Source organism: Solibacillus sp., assembly GCF_040273735.1.
GTDB lineage: Bacteria > Bacillota > Bacilli > Bacillales_A > Planococcaceae > Solibacillus.
Genome location: NZ_JBELZM010000004.1, coordinates 113,778 through 139,172, shown reverse-complemented (window position 1 = coordinate 139,172; position 25,395 = coordinate 113,778). Strand labels below are relative to the sequence as shown.

At 40.7% G+C, this 25,395-nt stretch carries 23 protein-coding genes; 20 read left to right on the top strand and 3 right to left on the bottom strand.

The genetic code is table 11. The features are described from left to right. Positions 1-4: 4 nt before the first annotated feature. From ABS917_RS06250 to ABS917_RS06170, 17 genes are all read left to right on the top strand, one after another. Positions 5-1,114, top strand: coding sequence for a mandelate racemase/muconate lactonizing enzyme family protein (locus tag ABS917_RS06250; RefSeq protein WP_350478194.1), 1,110 nt, complete (start codon positions 5-7; stop codon positions 1,112-1,114). Further along, positions 1,115-1,792: a GNAT family N-acetyltransferase gene (locus tag ABS917_RS06245; RefSeq protein ID WP_350478193.1), complete on the top strand. Its 678-nt coding sequence runs from the start codon at positions 1,115-1,117 to the stop codon at positions 1,790-1,792. Between the two features lie 473 nt (positions 1,793-2,265). Further along, entirely contained in the window at positions 2,266-2,448 is a 183-nt protein-coding gene (locus tag ABS917_RS06240; RefSeq protein WP_350478192.1) for an amino acid transporter, read from the top strand. 165 nt (positions 2,449-2,613) lie between these two features. After that, positions 2,614-5,745 carry an AfsR/SARP family transcriptional regulator gene (locus ABS917_RS06235; protein WP_350478191.1) on the top strand — a complete coding sequence of 1,044 codons (3,132 nt, stop codon included), beginning with the start codon at positions 2,614-2,616 and terminating at the stop codon, positions 5,743-5,745. A gap of 37 nt (positions 5,746-5,782) precedes the next feature. Then, the gene (locus ABS917_RS06230) at positions 5,783-6,004 is read left to right on the top strand and encodes a hypothetical protein (RefSeq protein WP_350478190.1); all 222 of its coding nucleotides are present in this window, start codon (positions 5,783-5,785) and stop codon (positions 6,002-6,004) included. Between the two features lie 242 nt (positions 6,005-6,246). Continuing rightward, complete coding sequence (locus ABS917_RS06225; RefSeq protein ID WP_350478189.1) at positions 6,247-7,500, top strand: substrate-binding domain-containing protein; 1,254 nt, start codon at positions 6,247-6,249, stop codon at positions 7,498-7,500. Positions 7,501-7,608: 108 nt separating this feature from the next. After that, the gene (locus ABS917_RS06220) at positions 7,609-8,367 is read left to right on the top strand and encodes an ABC transporter ATP-binding protein (protein WP_350478273.1); all 759 of its coding nucleotides are present in this window, start codon (positions 7,609-7,611) and stop codon (positions 8,365-8,367) included. Further along, positions 8,360-9,067, top strand: coding sequence for an ABC transporter ATP-binding protein (locus ABS917_RS06215; protein ID WP_350478188.1), 708 nt, complete (start codon positions 8,360-8,362; stop codon positions 9,065-9,067). Before ABS917_RS06220 ends, ABS917_RS06215 begins: the two co-directional genes overlap by 8 nt. Positions 9,068-9,080: 13 nt before the next feature. Beyond that, complete coding sequence (locus ABS917_RS06210) at positions 9,081-9,944, top strand: branched-chain amino acid ABC transporter permease (protein ID WP_350478187.1); 864 nt, start codon at positions 9,081-9,083, stop codon at positions 9,942-9,944. Positions 9,945-9,948: 4 nt separating this feature from the next. After that, positions 9,949-10,974, top strand: a complete 1,026-nt coding sequence (locus ABS917_RS06205; protein WP_350478186.1) for a branched-chain amino acid ABC transporter permease — start codon at positions 9,949-9,951, stop codon at positions 10,972-10,974. Continuing rightward, positions 10,971-11,975, top strand: a complete 1,005-nt coding sequence (locus ABS917_RS06200; RefSeq protein WP_350478185.1) for a 3-oxoacyl-ACP synthase — start codon at positions 10,971-10,973, stop codon at positions 11,973-11,975. The genes ABS917_RS06205 and ABS917_RS06200 overlap by 4 nt, the downstream gene beginning before the upstream one ends. 1 nt (position 11,976) lies before the next feature. Continuing rightward, positions 11,977-12,876 (top strand): intracellular short-chain-length polyhydroxyalkanoate depolymerase, encoded by a 900-nt coding sequence (gene phaZ / locus ABS917_RS06195; RefSeq protein ID WP_350478184.1) that lies wholly within the window; start codon positions 11,977-11,979, stop codon positions 12,874-12,876. Between the two features lie 16 nt (positions 12,877-12,892). Next, positions 12,893-13,624 carry a 3-oxoacyl-ACP reductase FabG gene (fabG, locus tag ABS917_RS06190; RefSeq protein ID WP_350478183.1) on the top strand — a complete coding sequence of 244 codons (732 nt, stop codon included), beginning with the start codon at positions 12,893-12,895 and terminating at the stop codon, positions 13,622-13,624. Positions 13,625-13,639: 15 nt separating this feature from the next. Beyond that, complete coding sequence (locus ABS917_RS06185) at positions 13,640-15,118, top strand: class I adenylate-forming enzyme family protein (protein ID WP_350478182.1); 1,479 nt, start codon at positions 13,640-13,642, stop codon at positions 15,116-15,118. 142 nt (positions 15,119-15,260) lie between these two features. Continuing rightward, the gene (locus ABS917_RS06180; protein ID WP_350478181.1) at positions 15,261-17,363 is read left to right on the top strand and encodes an MMPL family transporter; all 2,103 of its coding nucleotides are present in this window, start codon (positions 15,261-15,263) and stop codon (positions 17,361-17,363) included. Between the two features lie 108 nt (positions 17,364-17,471). Continuing rightward, a complete protein-coding gene (locus ABS917_RS06175) occupies positions 17,472-18,140 on the top strand; it encodes a response regulator (RefSeq protein WP_350478180.1) in 669 nt (222 codons plus the stop codon). Then, on the top strand, positions 18,137-19,513 hold the full coding sequence (locus ABS917_RS06170) for a sensor histidine kinase (protein WP_350478179.1): 1,377 nt from the start codon (positions 18,137-18,139) through the stop codon (positions 19,511-19,513). Before ABS917_RS06175 ends, ABS917_RS06170 begins: the two co-directional genes overlap by 4 nt. A 54-nt stretch (positions 19,514-19,567) precedes the next feature. On the opposite strand, the gene ABS917_RS06165 is transcribed toward ABS917_RS06170, so the two are convergent. The 3 genes from ABS917_RS06165 to madL form a co-directional block, all read right to left on the bottom strand. Next, positions 19,568-20,506, bottom strand: a complete 939-nt coding sequence (locus ABS917_RS06165) for a carbohydrate kinase family protein (RefSeq protein ID WP_350478178.1) — start codon at positions 20,504-20,506, stop codon at positions 19,568-19,570. 273 nt (positions 20,507-20,779) lie between these two features. Then, entirely contained in the window at positions 20,780-21,541 is a 762-nt protein-coding gene (gene madM / locus ABS917_RS06160; protein WP_350478177.1) for a malonate transporter subunit MadM, read from the bottom strand. A gap of 1 nt (position 21,542) precedes the next feature. Further along, the gene (madL, locus tag ABS917_RS06155; protein WP_350478176.1) at positions 21,543-21,950 is read right to left on the bottom strand and encodes a malonate transporter subunit MadL; all 408 of its coding nucleotides are present in this window, start codon (positions 21,948-21,950) and stop codon (positions 21,543-21,545) included. A gap of 192 nt (positions 21,951-22,142) precedes the next feature. Between madL and ABS917_RS06150 the strand changes: the two genes are divergently transcribed. Genes ABS917_RS06150 through mdcA form a run of 3 tightly spaced genes read left to right on the top strand, consistent with a single transcriptional unit; the run spans position 22,143 to position 25,395 of the window. Then, positions 22,143-22,793, top strand: a complete 651-nt coding sequence (locus ABS917_RS06150; RefSeq protein WP_350478175.1) for a GntR family transcriptional regulator — start codon at positions 22,143-22,145, stop codon at positions 22,791-22,793. Between the two features lie 23 nt (positions 22,794-22,816). After that, positions 22,817-23,743 (top strand): ACP S-malonyltransferase, encoded by a 927-nt coding sequence (locus tag ABS917_RS06145; protein WP_350478174.1) that lies wholly within the window; start codon positions 22,817-22,819, stop codon positions 23,741-23,743. A 2-nt stretch (positions 23,744-23,745) separates the two neighbouring features. Beyond that, a complete protein-coding gene (gene mdcA / locus ABS917_RS06140) occupies positions 23,746-25,395 on the top strand; it encodes a malonate decarboxylase subunit alpha (RefSeq protein ID WP_350478173.1) in 1,650 nt (549 codons plus the stop codon).

The window sequence follows — 25,395 nt, the reverse complement described above, 5'->3', positions numbered from 1 at the left end:
AATGATGCAAATCAAAACAATTGAATTATTTAATATCGAATTACCATTAATTGAACCATTTATCGTGAGCTATGGGACATATCCGAATATGCCGTCGATTATAGTAAAGATGACATCACAATGTGGTTTTGTCGGCTGGGGTGAGGCAGTGCCGGATGAACATGTGACGGGGGAGACATTGGAAAGCACTTATGCTGTCTTAAAACACACGTTGGCACCAGCAATGATTGGGGAAAATCCGATGAATTTTGAAAAGATCCATGCCAAAATGGACGAGCTCATCTCCAGTTCGCCGGCTGCAAAAGCGGCAATTGATATCGCTTGCTTTGATCTGGCAGGGAAAAAACTTGGTGTACCTGCCTACCAATTAACAGGCGGGCGTTATTATGAAAAGTTCCCGATTACACATGTGTTAAGTATCGGAACACCTGAAAAGATGGCAAATGAAGCAGCAGAGCGTGTACAAATGGGGTACAACTCATTCAAAATGAAAGTCGGACGCGATGTAGCGAGTGATGTTGCCCGCATTAAAGCAGTGCGTGAACGTGTTGGAAATGAAATTGCAATTCGTGTTGATGTCAACCAAGGCTGGGTAAACAGTTCAACAACGATGCAAGCAGTTCGTGAGCTGGAAGAGTTAAATATCGACTGGCTTGAACAACCGGTACGTGCGGATGATATTGATGGCATGGTTGAAATTAAATCTAAAACATCGATTCCTGTCATGATTGACGAAGGTTTACGTGGTGTACGTGAAATGCGCGAAATTATTGCAAAGCGTGCAGCGGACAAAGTAAATATTAAATTGATGAAATGCGGAGGAATGTATCCGGCGATGAAGCTTGCACATATGGCGGAAATGGCGGGAATTGAATGCCAAATCGGTTCAATGGTCGAGTCTTCGGTCGGTTCGGCGGCAGGTTTCCATGTGGCCTTTTCAAACAAAGTATTTACGAGTGTGGAATTAACAGGACCGTTAAAATTTTCAAAAGATATCGGAAACCTTCAATATAATGTCCCTTATATTCAGTTGAATGAACGTGCAGGTTTAGGGGTCGATGTTGACGAAGCGGTTTTAGCGGAATTAACACGTGATCACAGTGTGGTGCAGTAAATGATTGCGTCAGGAATTTTAGGAAATGAACGTTATGAAGTGTACTTATTGGATGAAACACATATTCCTGAATTGATTACTTTGCAGCAGGAAGTAGTCGATGCACTGCCGGACAAAGCTATTTTGCAGCCCCTTGATATTGAAGAGCTAAGCTTTATTTTAAGCGGAAATGGTCTTATGATCGGGGTATTCGTTGAAGGGAAATTAATCGCATTTAGAGCATTGCTGAAACCAATGATTGATGAAGAACATTTAGGCTATGATATTGGCTTGAAAACAGAGGAAGAACTGCGAAAAGTGCTGTATCAGGAAATTTCAAATGTTCATCCGGACTATCGTGGTTTTCGTTTGCAGCGTACGATGGCGAATATCATTATGCAGCAAGTTGATGAAGCGAAGTTTAATACTGTTTGTGCAACGGTCATGCCGGGCAATATCGCTAGTTTGAAGGACAAGTTTTCGCAAAATATGCATATTGCAGCGTTAAAACTGAAGTATGGGGGGAAACTGCGCTATGTATTTATGAAGTCATTTCCCTATAAAGGATATGAGTGGACTGAAGAACAATTTGTCCCGATGGAAAATACAGAGGCACAGCAGCAGCTTCTGATATCAGGCTTTATCGGTATATCGATGAGAGCGGATGGGTCGGACTGGCTTATTCAATATGTAAAATAATAAAGGATGTGGCGATAATCAGTTATCCGCCACATCCTTTATCGATTTAATCCCGTCCATGTCGTATGAATACTCCTTTAAATATCATTGTCGTCAAAGCAATCCAGATCGTAGCAATCACTGTTATCTTCGTATAGGTAAGATACGTCATTTTCGTCAGAGGCAATGTAAGTATAGTTTGGCATGTGTATCAGCTCCTTTTCATAATTATAAAATATTCAGAAAATTAAGTAAAGTATTTTTTGAAGAACATCAACTTTGCAAAGGGGCGAAGAAAGCCGTGAAATCTATATTTATAGGTGTTGGTTTCGCTTTCATTTCTCAAATTTCACTATTTATTTAAGTAGTTTTCATACAGGTTTTCATACACAAATGGCTTAGCAGCTTTGTTATAGATTTCTTAGCTAAATACATTTTTTGAATCTTTCTGTACCGAAGAATATTACATATAAAAAGGAGAAGGAGTGATTTTGATGGAGAAAAAACCGTTTAACGATGCCGATAAGCATTATCAAAAGCATGTGGGTACACCAACATCTTATAATATGAAACAAATGCCCAAGCCTATTCTAATGATTGGCTATTTTTTCTTCGGTTTTATGGCAATCGCTGTTGTTTTAATAATTCTATTAATACTTCTGGACAAAATTCTCTAGTGTAACCTAGGGGATTTTTTCTTTTCTTAAATAGTTATAATATTCAACATGAAAGATTAATATATTATATATTAATCGTCTTTTATATAAATTCTGTATTTTAGAGAATAATTTTCTGCTTTATGTTAATATGTTTGTAATTAATTACAGATGGGGTGGGAAGCATTGGAGCAACATATTTTTGTCTCGAAACTTATACCTCCGACACCAGTTAATAACTATTTAAGAAGAGCAAAGTTAATGAAAAAGCTTTCGGATTGGCCGCATGCAAAGTGTACCATTTTACATAGTAGTGCAGGTTACGGTAAAACATCGCTTATTAGTCAGTTTTTAAACGATCAAAAAACAAAATCCTCCTGGTATCAGATTACGCCGGATGATGACTCAATATTTCCGTTTTTACGTCATTTTATCTATAGTATTCAGCAGCATTTTCCGTCGTTTGGTGAAAAACTAAAAGGCTGGGATGAGACATTAAAGTTTCATAATATGGAAGAGTTACTGCAGCTTTCAAAACAAATTGCGAATGAGCTGCACCATATAAAAGACCCATTTTCAATTGTATTGGACGATTATCACCATGTGTCACACGTATTTCCAATTAATTACATTATGAATCAGCTGCTCCAATTTTTGCCTGCCAACCTCCATATTATTGTCGCGACGAGGAAGATGCCTGAATGGAGCTGTTTGTTGACGCTTCGTATGAATAATCAACTGATAGAATGTTTTGAGCCGGAATTTACTTTTTCAGAAGAAGATGTTCAATATTTATTTGAAGCTTTTTTTGACAGGCAAATAACGGACGAACAAAGCGAATTTATTATGCAAATGACTGAAGGCTGGGCGATGGCGATCATGCTGCTTGGCTATAAAGCGAAATATAGTCAGGAACAGCTCATCGATATTGCGGAAGGATCGGTGGGGAATTTCTTTGCTTACCTTTCTGCGGAAGTATTCGATAAGCTGGACGAGCAACTTCAGCTTCAGCTTTTAAAGCTTGGCATTCATCAAGTAATTTCCCTTGATGTCATTACAGAGCTGTACGGGGTCGAATGGATACAGCAAGTGAAGCCGAAGTTGGATGAGCTTGCGTTTATAACACCATTGGCAGGAGGAACAAAATACCGGTTCCATGCGCTGTTCCAACAGTTTTTGCAGCAAAGGCTGAGCGAATACTATCCGGATTTGCATGAGGAATTCCATGAACAGGCAGCCCGTTACTATGCCAATCAAAAATTAGGTGTACTAGCTGTCACACATGCAACCCAGCTGAAAAACAACCGGTACTATATGGAGTTACTGATGCAATTTGCACCACAGTTTATTGAAGCAGGGCAGTTTGAATTCTTACTGGAACGGCTGAAAGAATTTGCAATTGAAGAAAAACCTTATCAGCTTCTTTATTATGAAGGGGAATGCCAGCGTTACCGTGCGCAATATGAACGGGCAAAAAATGCGTACAATGAATGCTTTATAAAAGCGCAGTTGCAGCAGGACCGGCTATTTTTAATGCGTTCGCAGTTTGGGCTGGCCAACATTTATTTGGATACCCTTCAGCCGGTTTTTGCCGAACACCATTTACAGCAGGCGATTAGCTTATTGAATGAAGTAGACGTAAGTGATACAGAACGTCATCTTATTAATAGTTTATATACCGAAAACCTGATTAATTTGGGGAAAGCGGGGGAGGCGCTGCGCTGGAGCCAGTCGCAAAACCTGCAGCTAAACATTAATAATATTGATGCACGTCTTTATTTGCGACACGGTCAGCTGGACAAAGCGAAAGAGTTGCTGAATGCGCGTGTGTCAAAGCCGTTCCAATGGGAAGAAGCACATCGCACAACCGATTTACTGCTCGTTCTGATCGATGTATTAATGGGTGAGAATACGCAAGCCTATAGCCGAATTATTGAAGGCGGAAAAGAAGCGCTCGTTGATATGCCGTATACACTTGCCCTGACAAAGCTGCGTAAAGGGCTGGCGCTGCTAAATATGGAGATGAAAGATTTCGAACGTGCGAAAGGCTGTTTTGATGAGACGCTTGAGCTTCTCAATCTCATTCATGTAAAACGTATTACTGCCGAGTGTTATATGGGGCTTATTTTGTATCACCGAGACAATATCTTTGAGGCGAAGCGCCATGCACAAATCGGACTGAGGGAAACGAATAAAGTACAGGATTTCTGGATGTCGGCACTGCTGTTGACGGCATTGACGAAAGTACTGGCAGAAAACAGCCGTTTTGAAGAAGCGATTGATACAGCAAAACAGGCATTGTCCTATTATGAGCGCAGTGAGGATACGTACGGTCAGACAATCTGCTCCTTTTGGCTGGCGTATTGTTTTGCAAAATTAAATGATCAAGAACATGCGTTAACATATCATCGTCGCTTTTGGGATTTATGTGTGAATGACTATCCTTTTTTCATGGAGAAGAAAACCCTTTTCGGACCGCGCTATTTGATCATATTTGTTCAACTAGCGAAAGAGCTGCAGCAGGAGACCTCCTTATATAGCCAGTTAAATTTAAATGCAGCACCAAGTACGGAGCTTTCGTTGACGTTATTTGGTCCTGTGCAAATTTACCGTGAGAATGAAATGATTCATGATAAAGAGTGGAAGCGGTTGAAAGCGAAGGAACTGTTTTTGTATTTATATATTCACCGCGAGCAGTTTGTATCACGCCAGCAAATTTGCGATGCCATCTGGCAGCAGGATGAAGAAGCGATGCAAAGGGATTTCAAAGTTGTTTTTAACGCAATGTTAAAAACGTTGGAGCCGACAAGATCAGCGCGTGAAGAAAGCAATTTTATCAAGCGCCATCAGCATTTATATAAATTGGAAGATCGCTGGATTCATAGTGATGTTGCCCATTTTATGTATTATGTGCAGCGCGGATTGGAAGAAAAGACCGCCAAGCTTTCAAATGAATGGCTGAAACTGGCGATGCGGCTTGTGGATGGACCGTTTTGTTCTGAAATGGAACGGGAATGGCTGGAACCTTTTCAGGCGCATTATAATGAACAAATACTGCTCATTCTAGAGCGTGTGGCACAAAATTATGTTCGTCTCCAGCAGTTCGAGAAAGTGATCAGATGGGCAGACCGGATTATTGCTCTTGATGACGGTCATGAAGAAGGCTACCGGCTGCTCATGCTTGCCCATTACTATTTAGGGAACCGCCGGGACGCGATCAGATATTATGAGCGCTGTGTAGATGTACTGGACGACCAATATAAAATCGCGCCGATGGAACCGACCGAGCGACTGTATGAGCTTGTGTTGAAAATGTGAATAGATTGATAGAGCTATGTTGAAGATGCCATTCAACATGGCTTTTTTTATTGCCATTTTATTAGAACATTCGAGCGGGTTATTAGAAGAAGTTAGAGCGCTATTAGAAAAAATGGAGCACATATTAGAAGATGTTTGCAATCGAATTGAAATGAAGCCTGGATTGCATGTAATTGGGATGGAAAAAAGTCTTGCCGTAGTTTTATTAGAACAATTGAACAGCTTATTAGAACAAGAAGGTGGGATATTAGCAGATTGAGAACCGATATTAGAACATTTCGAAGTGATATTAGAACTACCGCACGATATATTAGAAAATCGCAATTATATTAGAACAAAATATTATTTATTAGAAAAAATCAGCTTTTATTAGAACAAATCTTCAGCATTTCGCACTTATCGGAGTTCCACTCATCAAATGTAACTCATTTGTAACTTAGCGATGTTACATTACGGTTAAGCAGATAGCTATGCTGAAAATTTGGCTAGGAGGGACATTGAATGAAAAAACGTTTATGGTTAATTTTTGCGGTATTATCGATTTTCTTATTGGTTGCATGTAACAGTGATTCAACAGACGGCGATGATTCATCAACTACAAATTCAGCTGAGCAAGATGAGAGCGGAACAACGGAAACAGCTGCATCCACAACTCCGATTAAAGTCGGTGTACTTGCATCGTTAACGGGAGCTCTTGAATCATATGGTAAGCAGACGAAAAACGGATTCGAATTAGGTCTTGAATATGCGACAGACGGCACGATGGAAGTGGAAGGCCGTAAAATCGAAGTCGTTTGGGAAGATACAGAAACGAAACCGGAAGTAGCCGTTCAAAAGGCAACGAAGCTACTAGAGGATGATGCGGTTGATTTTTTAGTTGGTTCATCAAGTTCAGGTGACACATTGGCAGTACTTCCACTAGCAGAAGAATACGAGAAAATTATGATTGTAGAACCAGCAGTAGCGGACAGTATTACAGGTTCGGAATTTAATCCGTACATTTTCAGAACAGCGCGTAACTCTTCACAGGATGCATATGCAGCGGCAGCGGCAATCGCTGGAGAAGGGGTGAAAATTGCAACGTTTGCACCGGACTATTCATTCGGCTGGGATGGTGTAGCGGCATTTAAAGCAGCAGCTGAAGGATTGGGTGCTGAAATTGTCCTAGAAGAATTTGCAGATCCGGCGGCAACAGACTTTACGTCAAACTTGCAAAAAATTATTGATGCGAAACCGGACTTCTTATTTGTTGTATGGGCAGGGGCGAACTCTCCTTGGAATCAGATTGCGGATTTAAAACTGCAGGAAAAAGGGATTAAAATTTCGACTGGTGCACCGGACATTATTGCACTTCAATTTATGGAGCCATTAGTAGGCATGGAAGGATTCTCTGTTTACCACCATACACTACCGAAAAATGAAGTGAATGATTGGTTAGTAGAGGAACATAAAGCACGTTTCAATGGGGAAGTGCCAGATCTATTTACACCGGGTGGCTTTACAGCGGCAGTTGCGATTGTAGAAGCACTGAAAAAATCAGGTGGAGATGCGGACGGAAATACGTTAATTCCTTTAATGGAAGGTATGTCATTTGAAACACCTAAAGGAACGATGACATTCCGTGAAGAAGACCACCAGGCATTACAGACAATGTACGCAATCCGCCTTGAAAAAGTAGCGGAATTTGATTACCCGGTACCAGTATTATTACGTGAATTACTTCCGGAAGAAACGGAACCTCCTATTTTAAACTAGTAAATAAGTGAGGCTGTCTAAAAAGTGTTGAGCTTTAAGACAGCCTTTTGTTATAAGGCTTCTATGAAATCAGACGGAAATGAAAATGAACAACGAGAGGGTGAGATGATGGAACCGATTTTAAAAACGAACAATTTATCGATTAAATTCGGCGAGCATAAAGCGGTGGACAGCATTAATTTTGAAATGACAGCAAAGCAATTTAAATCCATTATTGGGCCAAACGGTGCGGGAAAAACAACATTCTTCAATTTAATTAGCGGCGAGCTGGAGCCGACTGAAGGCGATGTGTTCTTTAAAGGACAATCGCTTAAAAAAAAGTCATCGGTGGATCGGACGCGATTAGGAATTGGAAGGTCATTTCAGATTACAAATGTGTTCCCGAATTTAACGGTGTTGGAAAATGTGCGCCTTGCTGTGCAATCGAAACGAAAAGTGCGCTTCCATATGCTCAATCACTTTTTGAAATACAAAGAGATTACGAATGAAGCGGTTGAGATTTTGGAACAAGTGTTATTAACCGAAAAAATGCATCAGGTGGCGAATCAGCTTTCACACGGTGAAAAAAGAAAACTGGAAATCGGAATGTTACTGGCACTTGATACTGAAATTTTACTGTTGGATGAGCCGACAGCCGGTATGTCATTGGAGGAAGTACCTGCAATATTGGATGTGATTCGTTCGATTAAGGAGCGCGGCGATAAAACGATATTATTGATCGAGCACAAAATGGATATGATTATCGACTTGTCCGACTCGATTATGGTGCTGTTCAACGGTGCGCTGTTGGCTGACGGTTCACCTGAGGAAATTATGAACAATGAAACGGTACAACAAGCGTATTTAGGAGGCCTTGCATATGAGTAATATTTTAACACTGGAGCGTGTGGAGACATTCATTTCACAATATCATATTTTGCAAGGCATCAATTTTGAAGCAAAAGCGGGAGAAGTATCGGTTTTACTGGGACGAAACGGTGCAGGGAAAACGACGACACTTCGCACAATTATGGGATTAGCACCTGCATCAAAAGGGACGATTCATTTCGAAGGGAAAGATATTACGAAAATGACACCTTATGATATTGCGAATAGTGGTATTGGCTATGTGCCGGAAGATCAGGGCATTTTCGGACAGCTGACAGTAGAAGAAAACATGAAAGTGGCGATCCGAAAAGAAACGAATGCGACAATGCAAAAACAGGCGTACATTTTAGAGTTATTCCCGGATTTGAAAAAGTTCTGGAAAAAGCAAGGCGGCAATTTATCAGGTGGTCAGAAGCAAATGCTTGCGATGGCAAGGGCTTTTGTCAATGACAGCAAGCTGCTTTTGATCGATGAACCATCCAAAGGTCTTGCGCCAATTGTTATCGAGAAAGTAATGGAAGCTATTACTGAAATGAAAAAGCATACTTCGATCGTACTTGTCGAACAGAACTTTATGATGGCGAGTAAAATCGGTGATACGTTCACATTGATTGATGACGGGCGGACTGTGCAATCAGGGGAAATGCAAGGTTTAATTGAAGACGAACAGCTTAAGCGTAAATATTTAGGGATCGGATAAGGAGGGGAAGCGAATGGAACTAATAATCAGTTTAACGATAAATGGACTAGCGACTGGAATGCTTATTTTCTTACTGGCAGCCGGATTGACGCTTATATTCGGGTTAATGGACGTACTGAACTTTGCGCACGGCGGACTGTTCGTATGGGGTGCCTATACAGGGGTGTTCACCTATTTATGGAGCAACAGTTTTATAGTCGGAATCGTTGTCGCGATTCTCACAGGTCTTGTTCTAGGATTTATTACGGAAAAGCTTATTATTAAGCCAGTTTACGGAAATCACGTACAGCAGATTTTAATTACGCTCGGATTCATGCTCGTGCTGCAGGAAATGATTAAAGTAGTTTTCGGTCCAAACGGTGTACCTGTTAAAGTTCCTTCTTACTTGGCAGGCAGCTGGCAAATTGGCGATTTAACGATTATTAAATACCGGATTTTCATTATCGTTGTAGGCTTTGCATTATTCGGTGTTCTGTATTTCATTTTAAATCGTACGAAAATCGGATTGGTTGTTCGGGCTGGAGTTATGAACCGGGAAATGACACAGGCATTAGGTATCAACATTAAGCGCGTATTTTTGATTGTCTTTATGAGCGGTGCGGCATTGGCGGCGTTGGGCGGAATGCTGATGGCTCCGTATTCAGGGGTTGTGTATGCGGAAATGGGAATGGAATACGCGATTTTAGGATTTATCGTTGTAGTGATCGGTGGAATGGGAAGTTTCCAAGGTTCATTGATGGCAGCGATTTTAGTAGGGCTTGCCGGAAGCTTTATGGCGTATTATGTGCCGTTTCTATCCGTTGCAGTCAATATGATTTTAATGGCAAGCGTCCTGATTTTCCGTCCGCAAGGCTTATTCACAGTAGCGAAGGGGTGATTCTATGTTAAAACAGCCATTAATTATATCAAAAGTGAATTTAGTGTATGCAGTCGTAGTAGGAATCATGGCCGTATTACCGTCTATACTGGATTCCAGAACGATGACCATTTTATTAACGCAGTTTTGTATTTTTGCGATACTCGCGATGAGTTACGATATTTTACTAGGTTACACGGGTATTATTTCATTCGGTCATGCAATGTTTTTCGGAATTGGTGCGTATACGACCGCGATTATGCTGAGCGATTTCGGTCCGTCAATCGGTATATTTGCCGCTTCAATTGTAGTCGGAATTGTGTTATCAGCAATTATTAGTGTAATAAGCGGCGCATTGACACTTCGTTTGAAAAGTCACTTTTATGCAATGTTTACGTTAGCGATTTCAGGATTGTTTTTAGTGTTGGCGGAAAAGTGGCGTACGGTTACGAAAGGGAATGACGGGTTTACTTTCCGTGCACCGGAACTGTTTCGTGAACGACTGTATTTTTATTTTTTAGTGCTCATTTGCCTCGTTGTCATTTTCATTTTACTGAAACGAATTGTTGCATCACCATTCGGAAAAGTGCTTGTTGCAATTCGTGAAAACGAGCAACGTACACGATCGCTCGGGTTTAAAACGTTAGGCTATAAAATCATCGCTTCTGTTATTGCAGGTGCTGTAGCAAGTTTGGCAGGTTCGCTTTACGCGATATCGTTACGCTTTGTCAATACGAGTGTTCTGACGATGGACATTACACTCGATGCACTGATGATGACAATCATCGGCGGAGTTGGAACGCTAATCGGGCCGATCATCGGGGCAGGTGTCATTGAATTTGCCCAGCATTATTTATCAGGTCTTGCAAGAGACTATCCTATTTTTGAACGATGGATCATTTTCTTCGGTATCCTGTATATTTTAGCTGTTATATTCTTCCCGCGAGGCATCGTAGGTACAGTTTCAATGCGCTACCATGAATGGAAACTGAAAAAAGGGCAAAAAACTAAGGCTTCTGTAAAGCTCCGTGAAAAGGAGATACAGCGATGATCGGAATAACGGGATTAGGGATGTATTTACCTGAAGGAAGATTGACCGGTGCCCAAATTGCGGAAAGGGCAAATATTCCAACGGCAGTCGTTGAAACAAAAATGGGCATTATTGAAAAAGTGGTTGCCGGTCCAAATGACCACCCTGTTGAAATGAGTGTGAAAGCGGCAAAAGAAGCCATTTCCGAAGCGCAAGTGGATGCAAAAGATATTGATATCGTGATTTATATCGGTGAAGAGCATAAAGAATACCCGTTATGGACGGCTGCCATCAAAATTCAGGAAGAAATCGGGGCGGTGAACGCCTGGGCGTTTGATGTTCAGCTTCGATGCAGTACGGCAATTATGGCGATGAAAGTAGCGAAAAGCTTAATGCTTGCGGATGATACCGTCAAGACCGTTCTACTGGCTGGAGGATACCGCAACCATGATTTTATCGATTATGAAAATGAGCGGACACGTTTTATGTTCAATTTAGGCGCAGGTGCAGGTGCGATGATTTTACAGAAAAATGCGGGGGGACACGAATTGCTGGAAGCCTCGCTCATTACAGACGGTTCATTTTCCGAAGATGTCGTTGTTCCGGTAGGGGGTACAAAGGAACCGTTAACGGTTGACCATATTCAGGAAGGCCGCTATATATTGGATGTTCTCGATCCTGAAGGCATGAAGCTTCGTTTGGAGCAGAAATCATTAAGCAATTTTTTAAAGGTGATTCGCCAATCGCTGCAGAAAAGTGGATATAGCGAAAATAATTTACATTATGTTGCGATGCTCCATATGAAAAAGTCTGCACATGACTATGTATTAAAAGAGCTCGGCTTATCAGAAGAGAATTCGATTTATTTATCGCATTACGGGCATATCGGGCAAATCGACCAGATTTTATCTCTTTGCCTTGCACGTAAGAAAGGGAAACTGCAGGAAGGGCAAATTGTTTCGTTAGTGAGTGCAGGTATAGGCTACGCATGGGGTGCTATTACAGTAAAGTGGGGGGCTTAATATGAATAAGGTGGACGTTTTAGCAAAAGTGGAATTAACAAATGGTGAAACTTTGTCATATCGGAAGCGAGAAGGCGGCGATGAACTTGTTCTATTAGTTCATGGCAATATGACAAGTTCGAAGCATTGGGATTTACTGATGGAATCAATGGATGAACGATTCACAATTTATGCGGTGGATATGCGCGGCTTTGGCGAATCAACGTACAATAAACGGATTACATCGATCAAAGATTTCAGCGATGATATTAAGCTTTTTGTTGATGCGCTTGAGTTGAGGGACTTTACGATCGTTGGCTGGTCGACGGGTGGTAATGTGGCGATGCAGTTTTGTGCAGATTACCCGGGCTACAGTAAAAAGCTCGTATTATTTGCTTCCGGTTCAACACGCGGTTATCCATTTTATAGTTCAAATACGGACGGTACACCGGATCTTACAAAGCGTTTGGTGACAATCGAGCAAATTGAGCAGGATCCTGTCAAAACGATCCCGATGCAGCAAATTTATGACACGAAAAACCGTGATGGGCTGAAGTTTATATGGAACAGTGCTATTTATACGCAGAAACAGCCGGACGAGGCACGCTATGAACAATATGTGGACGACATGCTGACACAGCGTAATTTGGCGGATGTGTACCATGCACTAAACACATTCAATATAAGTGCAGTAGATAATGAAGCGGCAAATGGAACGAATCAAGTAAAAGATATTCACATTCCAACATTTGTTTTATACGGCGACCGCGATTTTGTAGTGAACGGGGCGATGACAACCGAAATTATCGAGGATTTTGGAGGCCGTGCCCAAATAATGAAATTGACAAACTGCGGACACTCACCGCTAGTCGATTGTTTGGATGAAACAAAAGAGGCAATCGAGGCATTTATCTTATCTTAAAAGGGGTCGGAGCTATATGCGTTTAGAAAATAAAGTAGCAATCATTACAGGTGGTGCGGGCGGTATTGGCCTTGCAGCGGTAAAGCGTTTTTTGAAAGAAGGCGCAAAAGTAGCCATCGTAGACTATGACAAACAACAAGGCGAAAAAATTGAAGCAGAACTGGGGGAGAATGTCGCTTTCTTTGCAGTTGATGTATCGAAACTCGGTGACGTAAAGGAAATGGTTGAACAGGTTGTAGATCGGTTCGGCAAAATCGATATTTTAATAAATAACGCAGGGATTACCCGTGATGCAACGCTTGTAAAAATGAGTGAGGAGGATTTTGAAAAGGTCATTCAAATTAACTTGAATGGTGTCTACTACTGCACACAAGCAGTAGCTCCTCATATGATCGCACAAGGATCAGGGAAAATTATCAGTACTTCATCTGTAAGTGGTGTATATGGAAATTTTGGTCAAACAAACTATGCCGCAACAAAAGCGGCGATCATCGGGATGACAAAAACTTGGGCAAAGGAGCTCGGACGTAAAGGAATCAATGTAAATGCTGTTGCTCCTGGATTTACCGCAACACCAATGGTCGAAAAAATGCCGGAGAAAGTGCTCCAGCAAATGGAAGGCATTACAAGTTTGCAACGATTAGGGAAACCGCAAGATATCGCAAATGCTTATTTATTTTTAGCATCGGATGAAGCGAGTTATATTACAGGTCATGTTCTGCAAGTTGATGGCGGCATTATGATGTAAAAGGTGGGATGGCTAATGCAACAGCTGGACTTTTGGATTGCGAAACGAGCGGGCCAAACACCGGATAAAACGGCTTTAATTCAAATAGAAACAGGTGAGACGTGGACATATAAAGAGCTGATGCAGCATGCGAATGGGTGGAGCAGCACTTTTTCCAAACAGCAGTTACAGCGGGGAGATCGTGTCGTAACGTTGATGGAAAATTCAATTGAAAGCTTTGCCATTTTAATTGCTTGTCGCTTAAACGAATTGATCTATGTTCCGTTGAATACAAAATTATCTATATCCGAATTACAGGTGGTTTTATCCGATTGCACACCCGCTTTATTAATTACGGATGATACGCATTGTGTACGCGCAATGCAGCTATCGCCAGCCAAAATTTTAACATGCGGCAGCTCTGAGTTAGTTGAGCCTACTACATATAAGTGGCGTGATGAACCTCAGCTTCCGTGGATGATTATTTACACCGGGGGGACGACCGGTAAACCAAAAGGTGTTGTCCTATCATATGAAGCTGTCACTACGAATGCGATGAATACCGCCATTAGCTGGGGGTTAAACGATAAAGACTGCACACTGAATTATATGCCCCTTTTTCATACAGGAGGAATTAATGCTCTAGCATTGCCGATTCTAATGGCAGGAGGGACAGTAGTAATCGGCCGGAAATTTGATCCGGAAAGAGCAGTTCGGGCCATTAATGAATTTAACACGACAGTTTCGTTGTTTGTACCGACAATGTATCAGTCGATTATTGAAACTGAGTATTTTAAACAGTCCAGTTTCCCGACAGTGAAGGTATTTTTATCGGGAGGCGCACCATGTCCGAAGCCTATATATGAATGTTTTCAAAAAAGAGGGCTGTTTTTTAAAGAAGGGTACGGGTTAACTGAAGCAGGTCCGAATAACTTTTCCATCGACGCAGAAGTAGCAATGAATAAAAAAGGTGCTATCGGAAAAAGTATGCTATTCAATGAAGTAAAAATTATTAATAAAGAAGGTCAGCGATGTTCAGAAGGAGAAGTTGGCGAAATTTGCTTAAAAGGCAGCCATGTTTTTTCATATTACTGGAAAAATGAAGAGGCAACGATCGAAACATTTGAGGATGGCTGGTTAAGGACAGGCGACTTGGCGAAATTTGATGAAGACGGCGATTATTACATTGTCGGTCGGAAAAAAGAAATGATTATAACGGGCGGAGAAAATGTGTATCCGCAAGAAGTCGAACAATGTTTAATCACCCATGAAGTGGTGCAGGAAGTATCCGTTATTGGTATTCCAAATGACAAATGGGGCGAATGTGTTGTAGCGTTTGTTATTTCTGAACATCCCTCCGAACAACTTCAATCGGAGCTTTTAAAGTACTGTAAAGAACACCTCGCCAATTACAAAGTACCGAAGCAAATTTACTTTCTTGAGGAACTTCCTAAAACCGTTGTCGGTAAAATTGATAAAAAGCAGCTAATGAATTGTGTATTAATAACGGAATAGTAAATATGTGCTTGATAGTTAAAGGACCAAAATGTTGAAAATGGACATTTTGGTCTTTTATATTGAATTGATTTACCGGAAAGTTTATATGAAGTTCATATAGCTTCTTTATAATGCAGAGGTGTTAAAAAGGAGGATATCGATGAACAAGTTTCTAAATCCAATTACAGACTGGGTATCAACAAAACGCGGTGCCTGGATCACACTCATTGTCTGGCTAGTATTGATGATCGGCTTAAGCGCCGGTCCAATGCTAAGTGAATATAAAGTGACAAACTTCCAGTCACTGCCGGATGATGCACAATCAATTATCGCTGAAAATAAATTAAGCGAATACTTCCCGAATGATGAAGGAACACCAGGTATATTGGTTTTCCATAATGAAAACGGGGAAATTAACGTCGACAGCGTAAAAGAAATTTTAAACGCAATGATTACGGAAAACATTGAAGGTGTTGACCAAATAGTTGACATTTCGAACTTGCCGCCACAAGCTTTAGCAGGATTCACATCGGAAGATAAAACGACTATGATCGTGCCAATGACGCTGGAGCAAGGTCTTGGAAATTCGGAATATGCGGAAATTAATGATTTTGCATCTGGAATCGGAAATGAAGCTGCAGAAAAAACAGGAGACACACAGTTCTATATTACTGGACCAGCAGGGATTGCCGGCGATACAGTAAAACTGTTTGAACAAGCAGACTTACAGTTATTATTCGCGACAATCGGGATTATTTTAGTATTATTAATCATTATTTACCGTTCTCCACTTTTAGCGATTATTCCATTACTGGCAACGGTTATTGTTTATCAAGTAGTAAATCAGTCAGTTGCTTTAATGGGGGCAGCTGGTTTAGAAATTAATAATTCTACAACATCGATTATGAGTATCTTGTTATTTGCTGCAGTAATCGACTACTCATTATTCGTGTTTTCGCGCTACCGTGAAGAACTGAACCATTACGAAAACAAATATGAAGCAATGAAATATGCGATGCGTGCAACTGGAGAACCGGTATTCTTTGCGGGCGGAACAGTTTTGGCGGCAATGCTTGTGCTATTCTTCGCAGATTTCCGTGACTACCAAAACTTCGCACCAATCTTTGGTACAGCAGTATTTGTTATTATGCTAGGTTCAATTACATTAGTTCCGGCGCTATTCGCCTTATTTGGCCGTAAAGCATTCTGGCCGAAAGTACCGAAATTCGGTGAGACAAAGGAAGTAAAGCATGGAATTTGGGGAGCAATTGCCAAGTTTGTAGTAAACAAACCTTATTTATCAGGCGGATTAGTCCTGATTTTCATGATTATTACTTCATTAAATGTGTTCAATCTAGATTATGAATTTGATACGGTAAAATCTTTCCCTGAAGAATTGCCGTCACGCGTAGGCTATGAAATCGTCGAGTCACGCTTTGATAAAGGGGAACTTGCACCGACTTCACTATTAGTCGAAAGTGAGCAGACATTAACGGAACAGCAAAAACAAGATTTAACGGAAGCATTATTAACCGAAGATGAAATTGCGTCTGTTCGCCCATCAGCCGTTTCAGAAGACGAAACAAAACTGAAACTATCAATGGCGTTTGATTTAAACCCATATGATCCGAAAGCAATCGATAAGATCGAAGAAATGCGTGAAAACAGCGCAGATTATTTAGCGGCAGCCGGAATTGACGGTGAGCTGCACTTTGCGGGAACAACAGCAAAATTGCTGGATGAGCGCAATGTTAACAATGACGACATTATTAAAATTGTAGTGTTGGAAACGATTTTAATTTTAGTGTTATTATTTTTCCTTACGAAGTCTTGGAAAATGCCGATTTACATGATGGCAACAATTTTAGTGTCGTATTTATCGGCATTGGGATTAGGATTATTCTTAGTTGATGTGTTGTTTGGCTACGATGCAATCAGTACACGTGTGCCTGTCTATGCATTTATATTCCTGGTTGCGCTAGGTATTGACTACAACATTATTTTAGTGTCCCGATTCCTTGAAGAGCGGAAACGTACAACAGTGAAACAGGCGCTGGAAATTGCTATCCGTAATACAGGCGGCGTTATTTCGTCAGCAGGTATAATACTCGCAGCAACTTTCGCGGCATTAATGACAATGCCAATTGCCGATCTATTCGTATTCGGCTTTATCGTCGCAGTAGGTATTCTTATTGATACATTCCTAGTACGTGGTATGTTATTACCGATGCTGATATTAACATTTGAAAAAGACAAGAAGTAATGGTTAGATGAAGGGACATCGAGTAATTCGATGTCTCTTTTTATGGATATAATAAGTAACAGTATTTGCAGATATGAGTTTCTTAAAATATAAAAGGTGGTGATTTCAATGCGGATATTAGTTGTAGATGATGATGCATTTATACGGAAATTAATCGGCATCCATTTGAAAAAAGAAGGATTCGAAGCGCTGTTTGCGAGTGATGGCATGGAAGCGCTAAATTTATTGCAGCAGGAGCCGGTCGATTTGGCAATTGTCGATGTAATGATGCCGAAAATGGATGGTATAAGCTTAACGAAAAATCTCGCTGAAATCGGTGTACCTGTATTGATGCTAACTGCCAAAACAACACTCGATGATAAGGAAAAAGGATTTTTGGCAGGGGCGGATGACTATATGGTGAAGCCATTCGAAACTAAAGAACTGCTGTTTAGAGTGCGCGCAATTTTACGACGCTTTCAAAAAATTGAACGCAGTCAGATAAAGATTGCCAATATGCTTATTGATCGGCAAACGTACGAAGTAAAAGTAGGGGAGCAAGTATCATTACTGCCTTTAAAAGAATTTGAGCTATTAGGCATTTTATGTTCAAGACCGGAAGTCGTATTTACACGAGACCAGCTGATGGAACAAGTATGGGGTTATGATTATGACGGAGACGATTTTACACTGACAACACATATTAAGCGTCTGCGCAGCCGGTTGGAAGAAGTGAATGCACAAGTGAAAATTCAAACCGTGCGCGGAATCGGCTATAAAATAGAGGAATTAAAATGAAAACATTATACAGGCAATATATTGTCGTGACGTTGGCTGTAATCATTATAAGCATTACAATGTCGATGCTGTTAATCGGACAAATTTATAAGACGCAAATACGGCCTGATACAGATGCCAAAAACTATGAGGTAGCCGAGGAAGTACAGAAAATTTTAAAAACAATGCCGAAAGAAAGTACGGATGCCTACTTTCAGTCAATTGCAAAACTTGGTTATCAGATAGGAGTCATCTATCCTGATGGAAATTTAGAATTCTACGGAAGTGCGTTTAAAAAAACAAATTTCACTCCTGAAATGTTAAGCATTGTCGGCAAAGATGAAGTGTATCACGGTATTCGTGATTATAATGGTTCTTCCTACTTTATGAATCATTTCGCGAATGATATTCAAAATACAATTGGTGTGTCGTGTCAAATAAATGATGAGAGTTATGCATTTTTTATTCGTCAGGAAAATGCCACACTCTTTTCTGAAATGCATTTATTGATTGTTAGCTTCATTATTATTACCGCTGTCGTTATTTTATTGACGATGATTTTGCTTGCCCGTCAGCTTGTAAGACCATTAAAACAATTGCAGCAGGCGACAAATCAAATCGCTCTTGAAAATTATGATATCCAATTGACGATTGATCGTAATGACGAGCTCGGGCAGCTTGCAACACAGTTTCAAAAGATGGCCAATCGCCTCGCGGAAAATGATCAGATTAAGAAAGACTTCATCAATAATGTATCGCACGACTTTCAATCTCCGTTGCTCAACATTCAAGGCTATGCGAATGTATTGAAGGACGCGGAAAATACAGAAGAAGAACGTGTGCAGTATTTGGGAATTATTGAGCAGGAAACGAAGCGTCTTTCCGCATTAACAAAGCAATTGCTTTTACTAAGCTCGCTTGACCAAAAGAATTTACCGGTTGAAAAAAAGACTTATTCGTTAGATAAACAATTGAAAGAACGGCTATTTTCAAAGCGGTGGAAACTGGACGACAAGCAGATGGAACTTGTATACGAGCTGGAACAGGTTGAAGTTTTTGCAGATGAGCAGTTAATGGAGCAAGTTTGGGACAATTTGCTGTCAAATGCCATTCGCTACAGCGAGGAAAAAGGGAAAATTATTGTAACATGCAGTAAAAAGGACAATCAGATTTTTGTAACGATAAAAGATAACGGGATCGGTATTCCTGAAGAAGCACTTGAAAAGGTGAAGGAACGATTTTACCGAGTGGATCCTTCGCGCTCTAGTCAAAGCAGCGGGTTAGGTTTGGCGATTGTAACAGAAATCGTTAGCCGGCACGCGGGACAGTTTATTATTGAAAGCGAGCTTGGGAAGGGAACTAAAGTGACAGTTGTTTTAAATGTCCATAAATAGATAGAAGGAAGGCGCGTTAAAAGTGGAGTGAAACTTTTAATGCGCCATTTTTTATTACTGAAGTTCTTTCAATGAAGATAGGGCTTCGATTGCACCGACTTTCTCGCATACCTTTGATGCCGCACGGTTGGCGAATTCGATAACGGATACCCATTCATTGAACGTGAGATTTGTGTCTTCATATTTACTTAACTGATACAAAGCGGCACCGACAAAAGCATCACCTGCACCGGTTGTATCGATGGAGTTTACGGGAAATGCCGGAACGGTTGTAATTTGCCCGTTTTGGATAAGCATTGTACCAGAAGCGCCTTGTGTAATGGCAATTGTCTTTTCATTAAACTGTGTGAGCCATTCGATTGCCTGTTCGAAGTTTTCTGTCCTTGCGAATAATAACAGTTCCTCTTCGCTCATCTTAATGAAATCTGCTGCTTCAATGAAAGGTTCGCATTTATGAATGAATAAGTCGGAATCACCCTTCCATAAGTCTGCGCGGTAGTTTGGATCAAATGAAATAAAATAGTTTTGCAGGTGCAAAGTTTGCATTAGCTGTTCGTACGTTTTACTGAAAGGTTCGCTTAAAAGGGCAGTGGCAGAGCCGAAATGAATCATATCCAGCAACATGAGCTGTTGCAGGTCCAAATCTTCAACACTGAGCAACTCGTCGGCACCACGATTAAAGATAAAATCCCGCTCACCATCTTTCTGTCTTGAAACAAAGGCCAAAGTAGTCGGTGCAGACGAATCCATTATTAATTGATCTGTATGAACACCTGCTTGCTCCATCGTTTGTTTCAAAAAGTGACCAAATGCATCTTCGCCCACTTTTCCGCAAAAATGAGCCTGTCCTCCAAGCATCGCGATAGTTGCTGCTACATTTGCCGGAGCACCGCCTGCCTGTTTTTCAAACGTTTTCGCTTCTATAATGGATACTTCCGTATGAGTTGTAAAAAAATCGATGAGCAATTCTCCAATACAAAGAATTTTTTTCATAGCCGTTTCCTCCAAATATATGTGTTTCACTAAATATTGGCATAAAATTACTGGAATTAAAAATATTTACCCTATGAGTTTATAAAAAGGTACAACAAAAAACGTGAGTTACGAAATTGTACCCACGTTTTATCTATTAATCATTAATTACAATATCAATTTTCAGAAGGTGGATTTATCTTATAAAATTCTGGGGGAATGTTATTAAGAAAAATGTGACACCTTTTTGAAAATATGAAACTGCACCTTATATATGGAGAATGAATTATTAACTTACCAAATCATATCTGTTAAGATGAATAACAGGGTAGGGCAAAGTAAGCAGCCTAATCCTGTGTAGAAAGTAGCTGTAACGGCGCCATACGGGACCAATCGTACATCCGTTGCAGCTAATCCTCCCGTAACACCGGAAGTAGTTCCCATTAAACCACCGTAAACCATTGCTGTTAATGGGTTGTTTAAACCAATGAATCGTGCAATAAATGGTGTGCCTACCATTACTAAAACCGACTTTACTAACCCGGCTGCAATACTGATTGCAATAACTTCCGAACTTGCACCTAATGCAGCACCTGTTACTGGACCAACAATATAAGTAACCGTGCCGGCACCGATTGTAGCAATACTTACGGCATCTGTGTAACCGAAAATAAGTGCAAAAATAACACCAACTATAAATGATAATCCAACACCGATAAACAATGAAGAAATCCCGCGAATTCCTGCTTTTTTAATTTCATCAAAATTTGCTCCGAATGATGTAGCAACAATTGCAAAGTCACGAAGCATACTGCCACCTAAAAGACCGATTCCTGCAAATAACGAGATATCAGCTAAACCTTTAGTACCTTCACTGTAAACACCGCCGAAATAAGCCAGTACTAATCCGAGAACGATTGCAATAGCCGAGCCATGAATAAGCCCCTTCGTTAATTTATTTGAAATCAAGTATGCGACATACATTGTAATACCGACAATGACAAATCCTGTGATTAAACCATTAGATTCTAATGCTGTTTTGAGTGCTTCCCACATATTAGTTTGCCTCCCCTGTTACTGGGTGATTTTTATTAAACTCGATGGCAGATTCCTTCGCTTTTTTCCCACTCAACAATGGAACAACTAACCAACTGATAAGAACAACTGCAATTCCTGCGATGATCGCTAGAGGACCCCCAGTTAATGCACCTAATACATTTTGACTCGCTGCCATTGCGATAACGATCGGGATATACATCGCATTCCAGAAAGCTAAGCCACTTTCTGCAGGTTTACTGATTTTCCCGTTCTTCTGCAATTTATCAACGACTACGATTAATAGTAACATCGCAATACCTACGCCACCCACATTCGAATCAATCCCCATTAAAGCGCCGATTAATTCACCACAAAACATCCCAAATAAGAAACACCCAGCTAAAATGGCAACACCATATATAACCATAACTACACCCCTTTTATTGTTTAGAACAGTCGACTGTATTCTGAATATAGAATAAACAATAACATATACATAATCAAGGAAAATATTATTTTTTTTAGAGAATTAAAGTATATACGATTGAAATTTACGTTTTAAAGATATATTATGTATTGTATACAGTCGACTATGTTCAGGTAGAAGGAGAAGGTTTAGTTGAATTATTTTGAAAGAGCATTGGACAATGCCTTATCGATTAGAATTGCCAATAATTTGTTGGAACAAGTGTTAAATGGAGAGTTAAGACCGGGAGATCAAGTCGTGGAATCCATATACGCAGAACAATATGAAACGAGCCGTTCTCCTGTAAGAGAAGCAATTTATTTATTGGCTACAGAAGGAATTATTGAGCGTGTTCCAAGAAAAGGGGCATTCATTAAGGGCTACACATTGGATGATATGAAAGATTTATTGGATGTGCGAAATCATTTGGAAATGCTGGCAGCAGAACGTTTAGAAAATCCAAGTAAAGAAAAAGGCACACTGAAAGAAATGAAAGCTGTCTTAACTAAAATGACGAAAACGAAAAGCTATACAGAATATACGCACTTAAACTATCAATTTCACTTTCTTATATTCAAGTTAAGCAACAGCCCCGTGCTGAATGATATGTACAGTAAAATTGCGCTGCCATTACTTCGAATTCAAGTAATCCATTTTTCCAATAAGGAAATTATTGAGAAATCGATTATAGAGCATACAAGTATTTACGAATGCTTGAAGAATGATGACTTGGATCAGCTGAAATCCATTTTAAGAAAGCATACAGAGGATGTAATATTCAGTGTCCGAAATAAGCAGTTATAAAGCAAAGGGAGGGGAAGTCAACGATGAAACAGGCATGGCTTTTTCCAGGGCAAGGTTCGCAATATGGCGGTTTTTTAGAGTCGCTTCCTACACACCCTACTATTAAAGAAACTTTGGATGAAGTTTCGGATGTTTTAAAAACAGATATTAAGCTGCTTGCAACAGCTGAAAAATTAAAGAGCACAAAAAACGTACAGATTACAATGCTGACGGCCGGTGTTGCAACAGCACGCGCCTTTCTTAATGAAGGCGCAAAACCGGACTATTTGGCAGGCCACTCGGTAGGTGCATTTGCCGCTGCGGTGACGAGTGAGGTACTTACATTTAAAGATGCCCTGCATTTAGTTTCGCTTCGTGGGGAACTGATGGAATCTTTGCAGGACGAAGCGTATGGAATGGCAGTTGTTGTAGGCTTACCCGAATCAACTCTTATAGAAATTACACAAAAATTCCATACGGATCAAAAACCGGTCTATGTATCAAATCGCAACGCACCGCAGCAGCTGACTTTATCAGGTCATAAGGAAGCGATGCAAAATGTACTGGACTATGTGTCGGGAAAAGGGGCAAGCTCAGCAAAGATGCTGAAGGTTTCTACACCATCCCATTGTCCATTGTTTTTACCGGTTCAGGAAAGATTGGCAAAGGAGATGGAGCTCATAACGCTCCAAAGGCCAAAATTTCCGTTGATTTCAAATCGAAATGCACGGATACTTCGCCAACCCTCCAGTATTGTTCAGGATCTGGCTGAAAGCATTGCATTGCCTGTCAGATGGCATGATGCAACATCGATATTGTATGAAAATGGTGTTCGTCGGTTTATTGAAATGTCGCCAGGGGATGTATTAAAAAAACTTGCCAAAAATGCGTTTCCAGAGGCGGATAGCTACAGTGTGGAAAAGGACGGTTTTAATGATTGTCTGTATTTAGCAAAAAATGAAGGGGTGTAAATATGGTATTAATTCAACAGCAGCGTTCTTGGTCAACAAGATTGGAAGGAAAGAAAAAGAGATTGGCGGAAGTGGCGCATCTAGTAAACGGTTTAACAATTCCTACTGAGAAAATTGTAGATGTACTTGAGTTGCTTATTAAACCGGGGGATCGGGTTGTTCTTGAAGGTAACAATCAAAAGCAGGCATCTTTTTTATCTCAAGCTCTTGTAAAGGTCGATCCAGACCGTGTACATGATTTACATATGATTATGTCCAGTGTGTCGCGTCCGGAACATTTAGATATTTTTGAGGAAGGTATCGCCAAGAAAATCGATTTAAGTTTTGCCGGACCTCAAAGTTTACGTATCGCACAGATGATTGAAGATGGCCGATTAATTTTAGGGGATCTGCACACATATGTAGAGCTTTATGGAAGATTGTTTATCGACTTAATTCCGAATGTGGCGTTAGTTGCAGCTGATAAAGCGGACCGTTTCGGAAACTTATATACGGGACCAAATACGGAAGAAACACCAACGATTGTTGAAGCAGCAGCTTTCCGTGATGGAATTGTCATTGCTCAAGTAAATGAAATTGTGGATGAATTGCCGCGTGTCGATATTCCGGGTTCTTGGGTCGATTTCATCGTTGAAGCGGATGAACCGTATGAGCTCGAGCCGTTATTTACACGTGACCCGCGCCATATTACAGATATTCAGATTTTACAGGCGATGATGTGTATTCGCGGTATTTACGAAAAACACGGCGTTCAATCTTTAAATCATGGTATTGGTTTTAATACGGCTGCAATCGAGCTGCTATTACCTTCTTATGGTGAGCAATTAGGCTTGAAGGGGAAAATATGCAAAAACTGGGTTCTTAATCCGCACCCGACACTGATTCCGGCGATTGAAACAGGCTGGGTAGAAAGTGTTCACTGTTTTGGCGGTGAATTAGGAATGGAAAAATATGTGCAGGCACGTCGCGATATTTTCTTCACAGGTAAAGATGGCAGTCTTCGTTCGAATCGTACGTTGGCACAGCTTGCAGGTCAGTATGCGGTTGATTTATTTATCGGATCGACATTGCAAATGGATGCATACGGAAATTCTTCGACGGTAACAAAAGGGCGCGTTGCAGGTTATGGTGGTGCACCGAATATGGGACATGATCCGGGTGGACGCCGTCACTCAACGGAAGCTTGGTATAACATGATGACGAGTCAGGATGAATTGGCACGCGGGAAAAAGCTTGTTGTGCAAGTAGCTGAAACATTCCAGGATGCCAACACACCAGTCTTTGTTGAACGTTTAGACGCGATTGATGTAAAGAAACAGGCGAATTTGGCAGTTGCCCCGGTCATGATTTATGCGGAAGATGTTACACATGTTGTGACAGAAGAAGGGATTGCCTACCTATATAAAACAGATAGTCCGGCAGAACGAAGAGAAATGATTGCTTCAATTGCAGGTGTGACACCTTTAGGGATGGAAAATGATGTGAAGCGTACAAAATCACTTCGCGAGCGCGGTTTAGTAGCAATGCCGGAAGACTTAAATATTTTACGCGGTGAAGCAAATCGTTCATTGTTGGCAGCAAAAAATATTGATGAGCTTGTTCAATGGTCTGGCGGATTATATGAGCCGCCTTCAAAATTCAAAAGTTGGTAA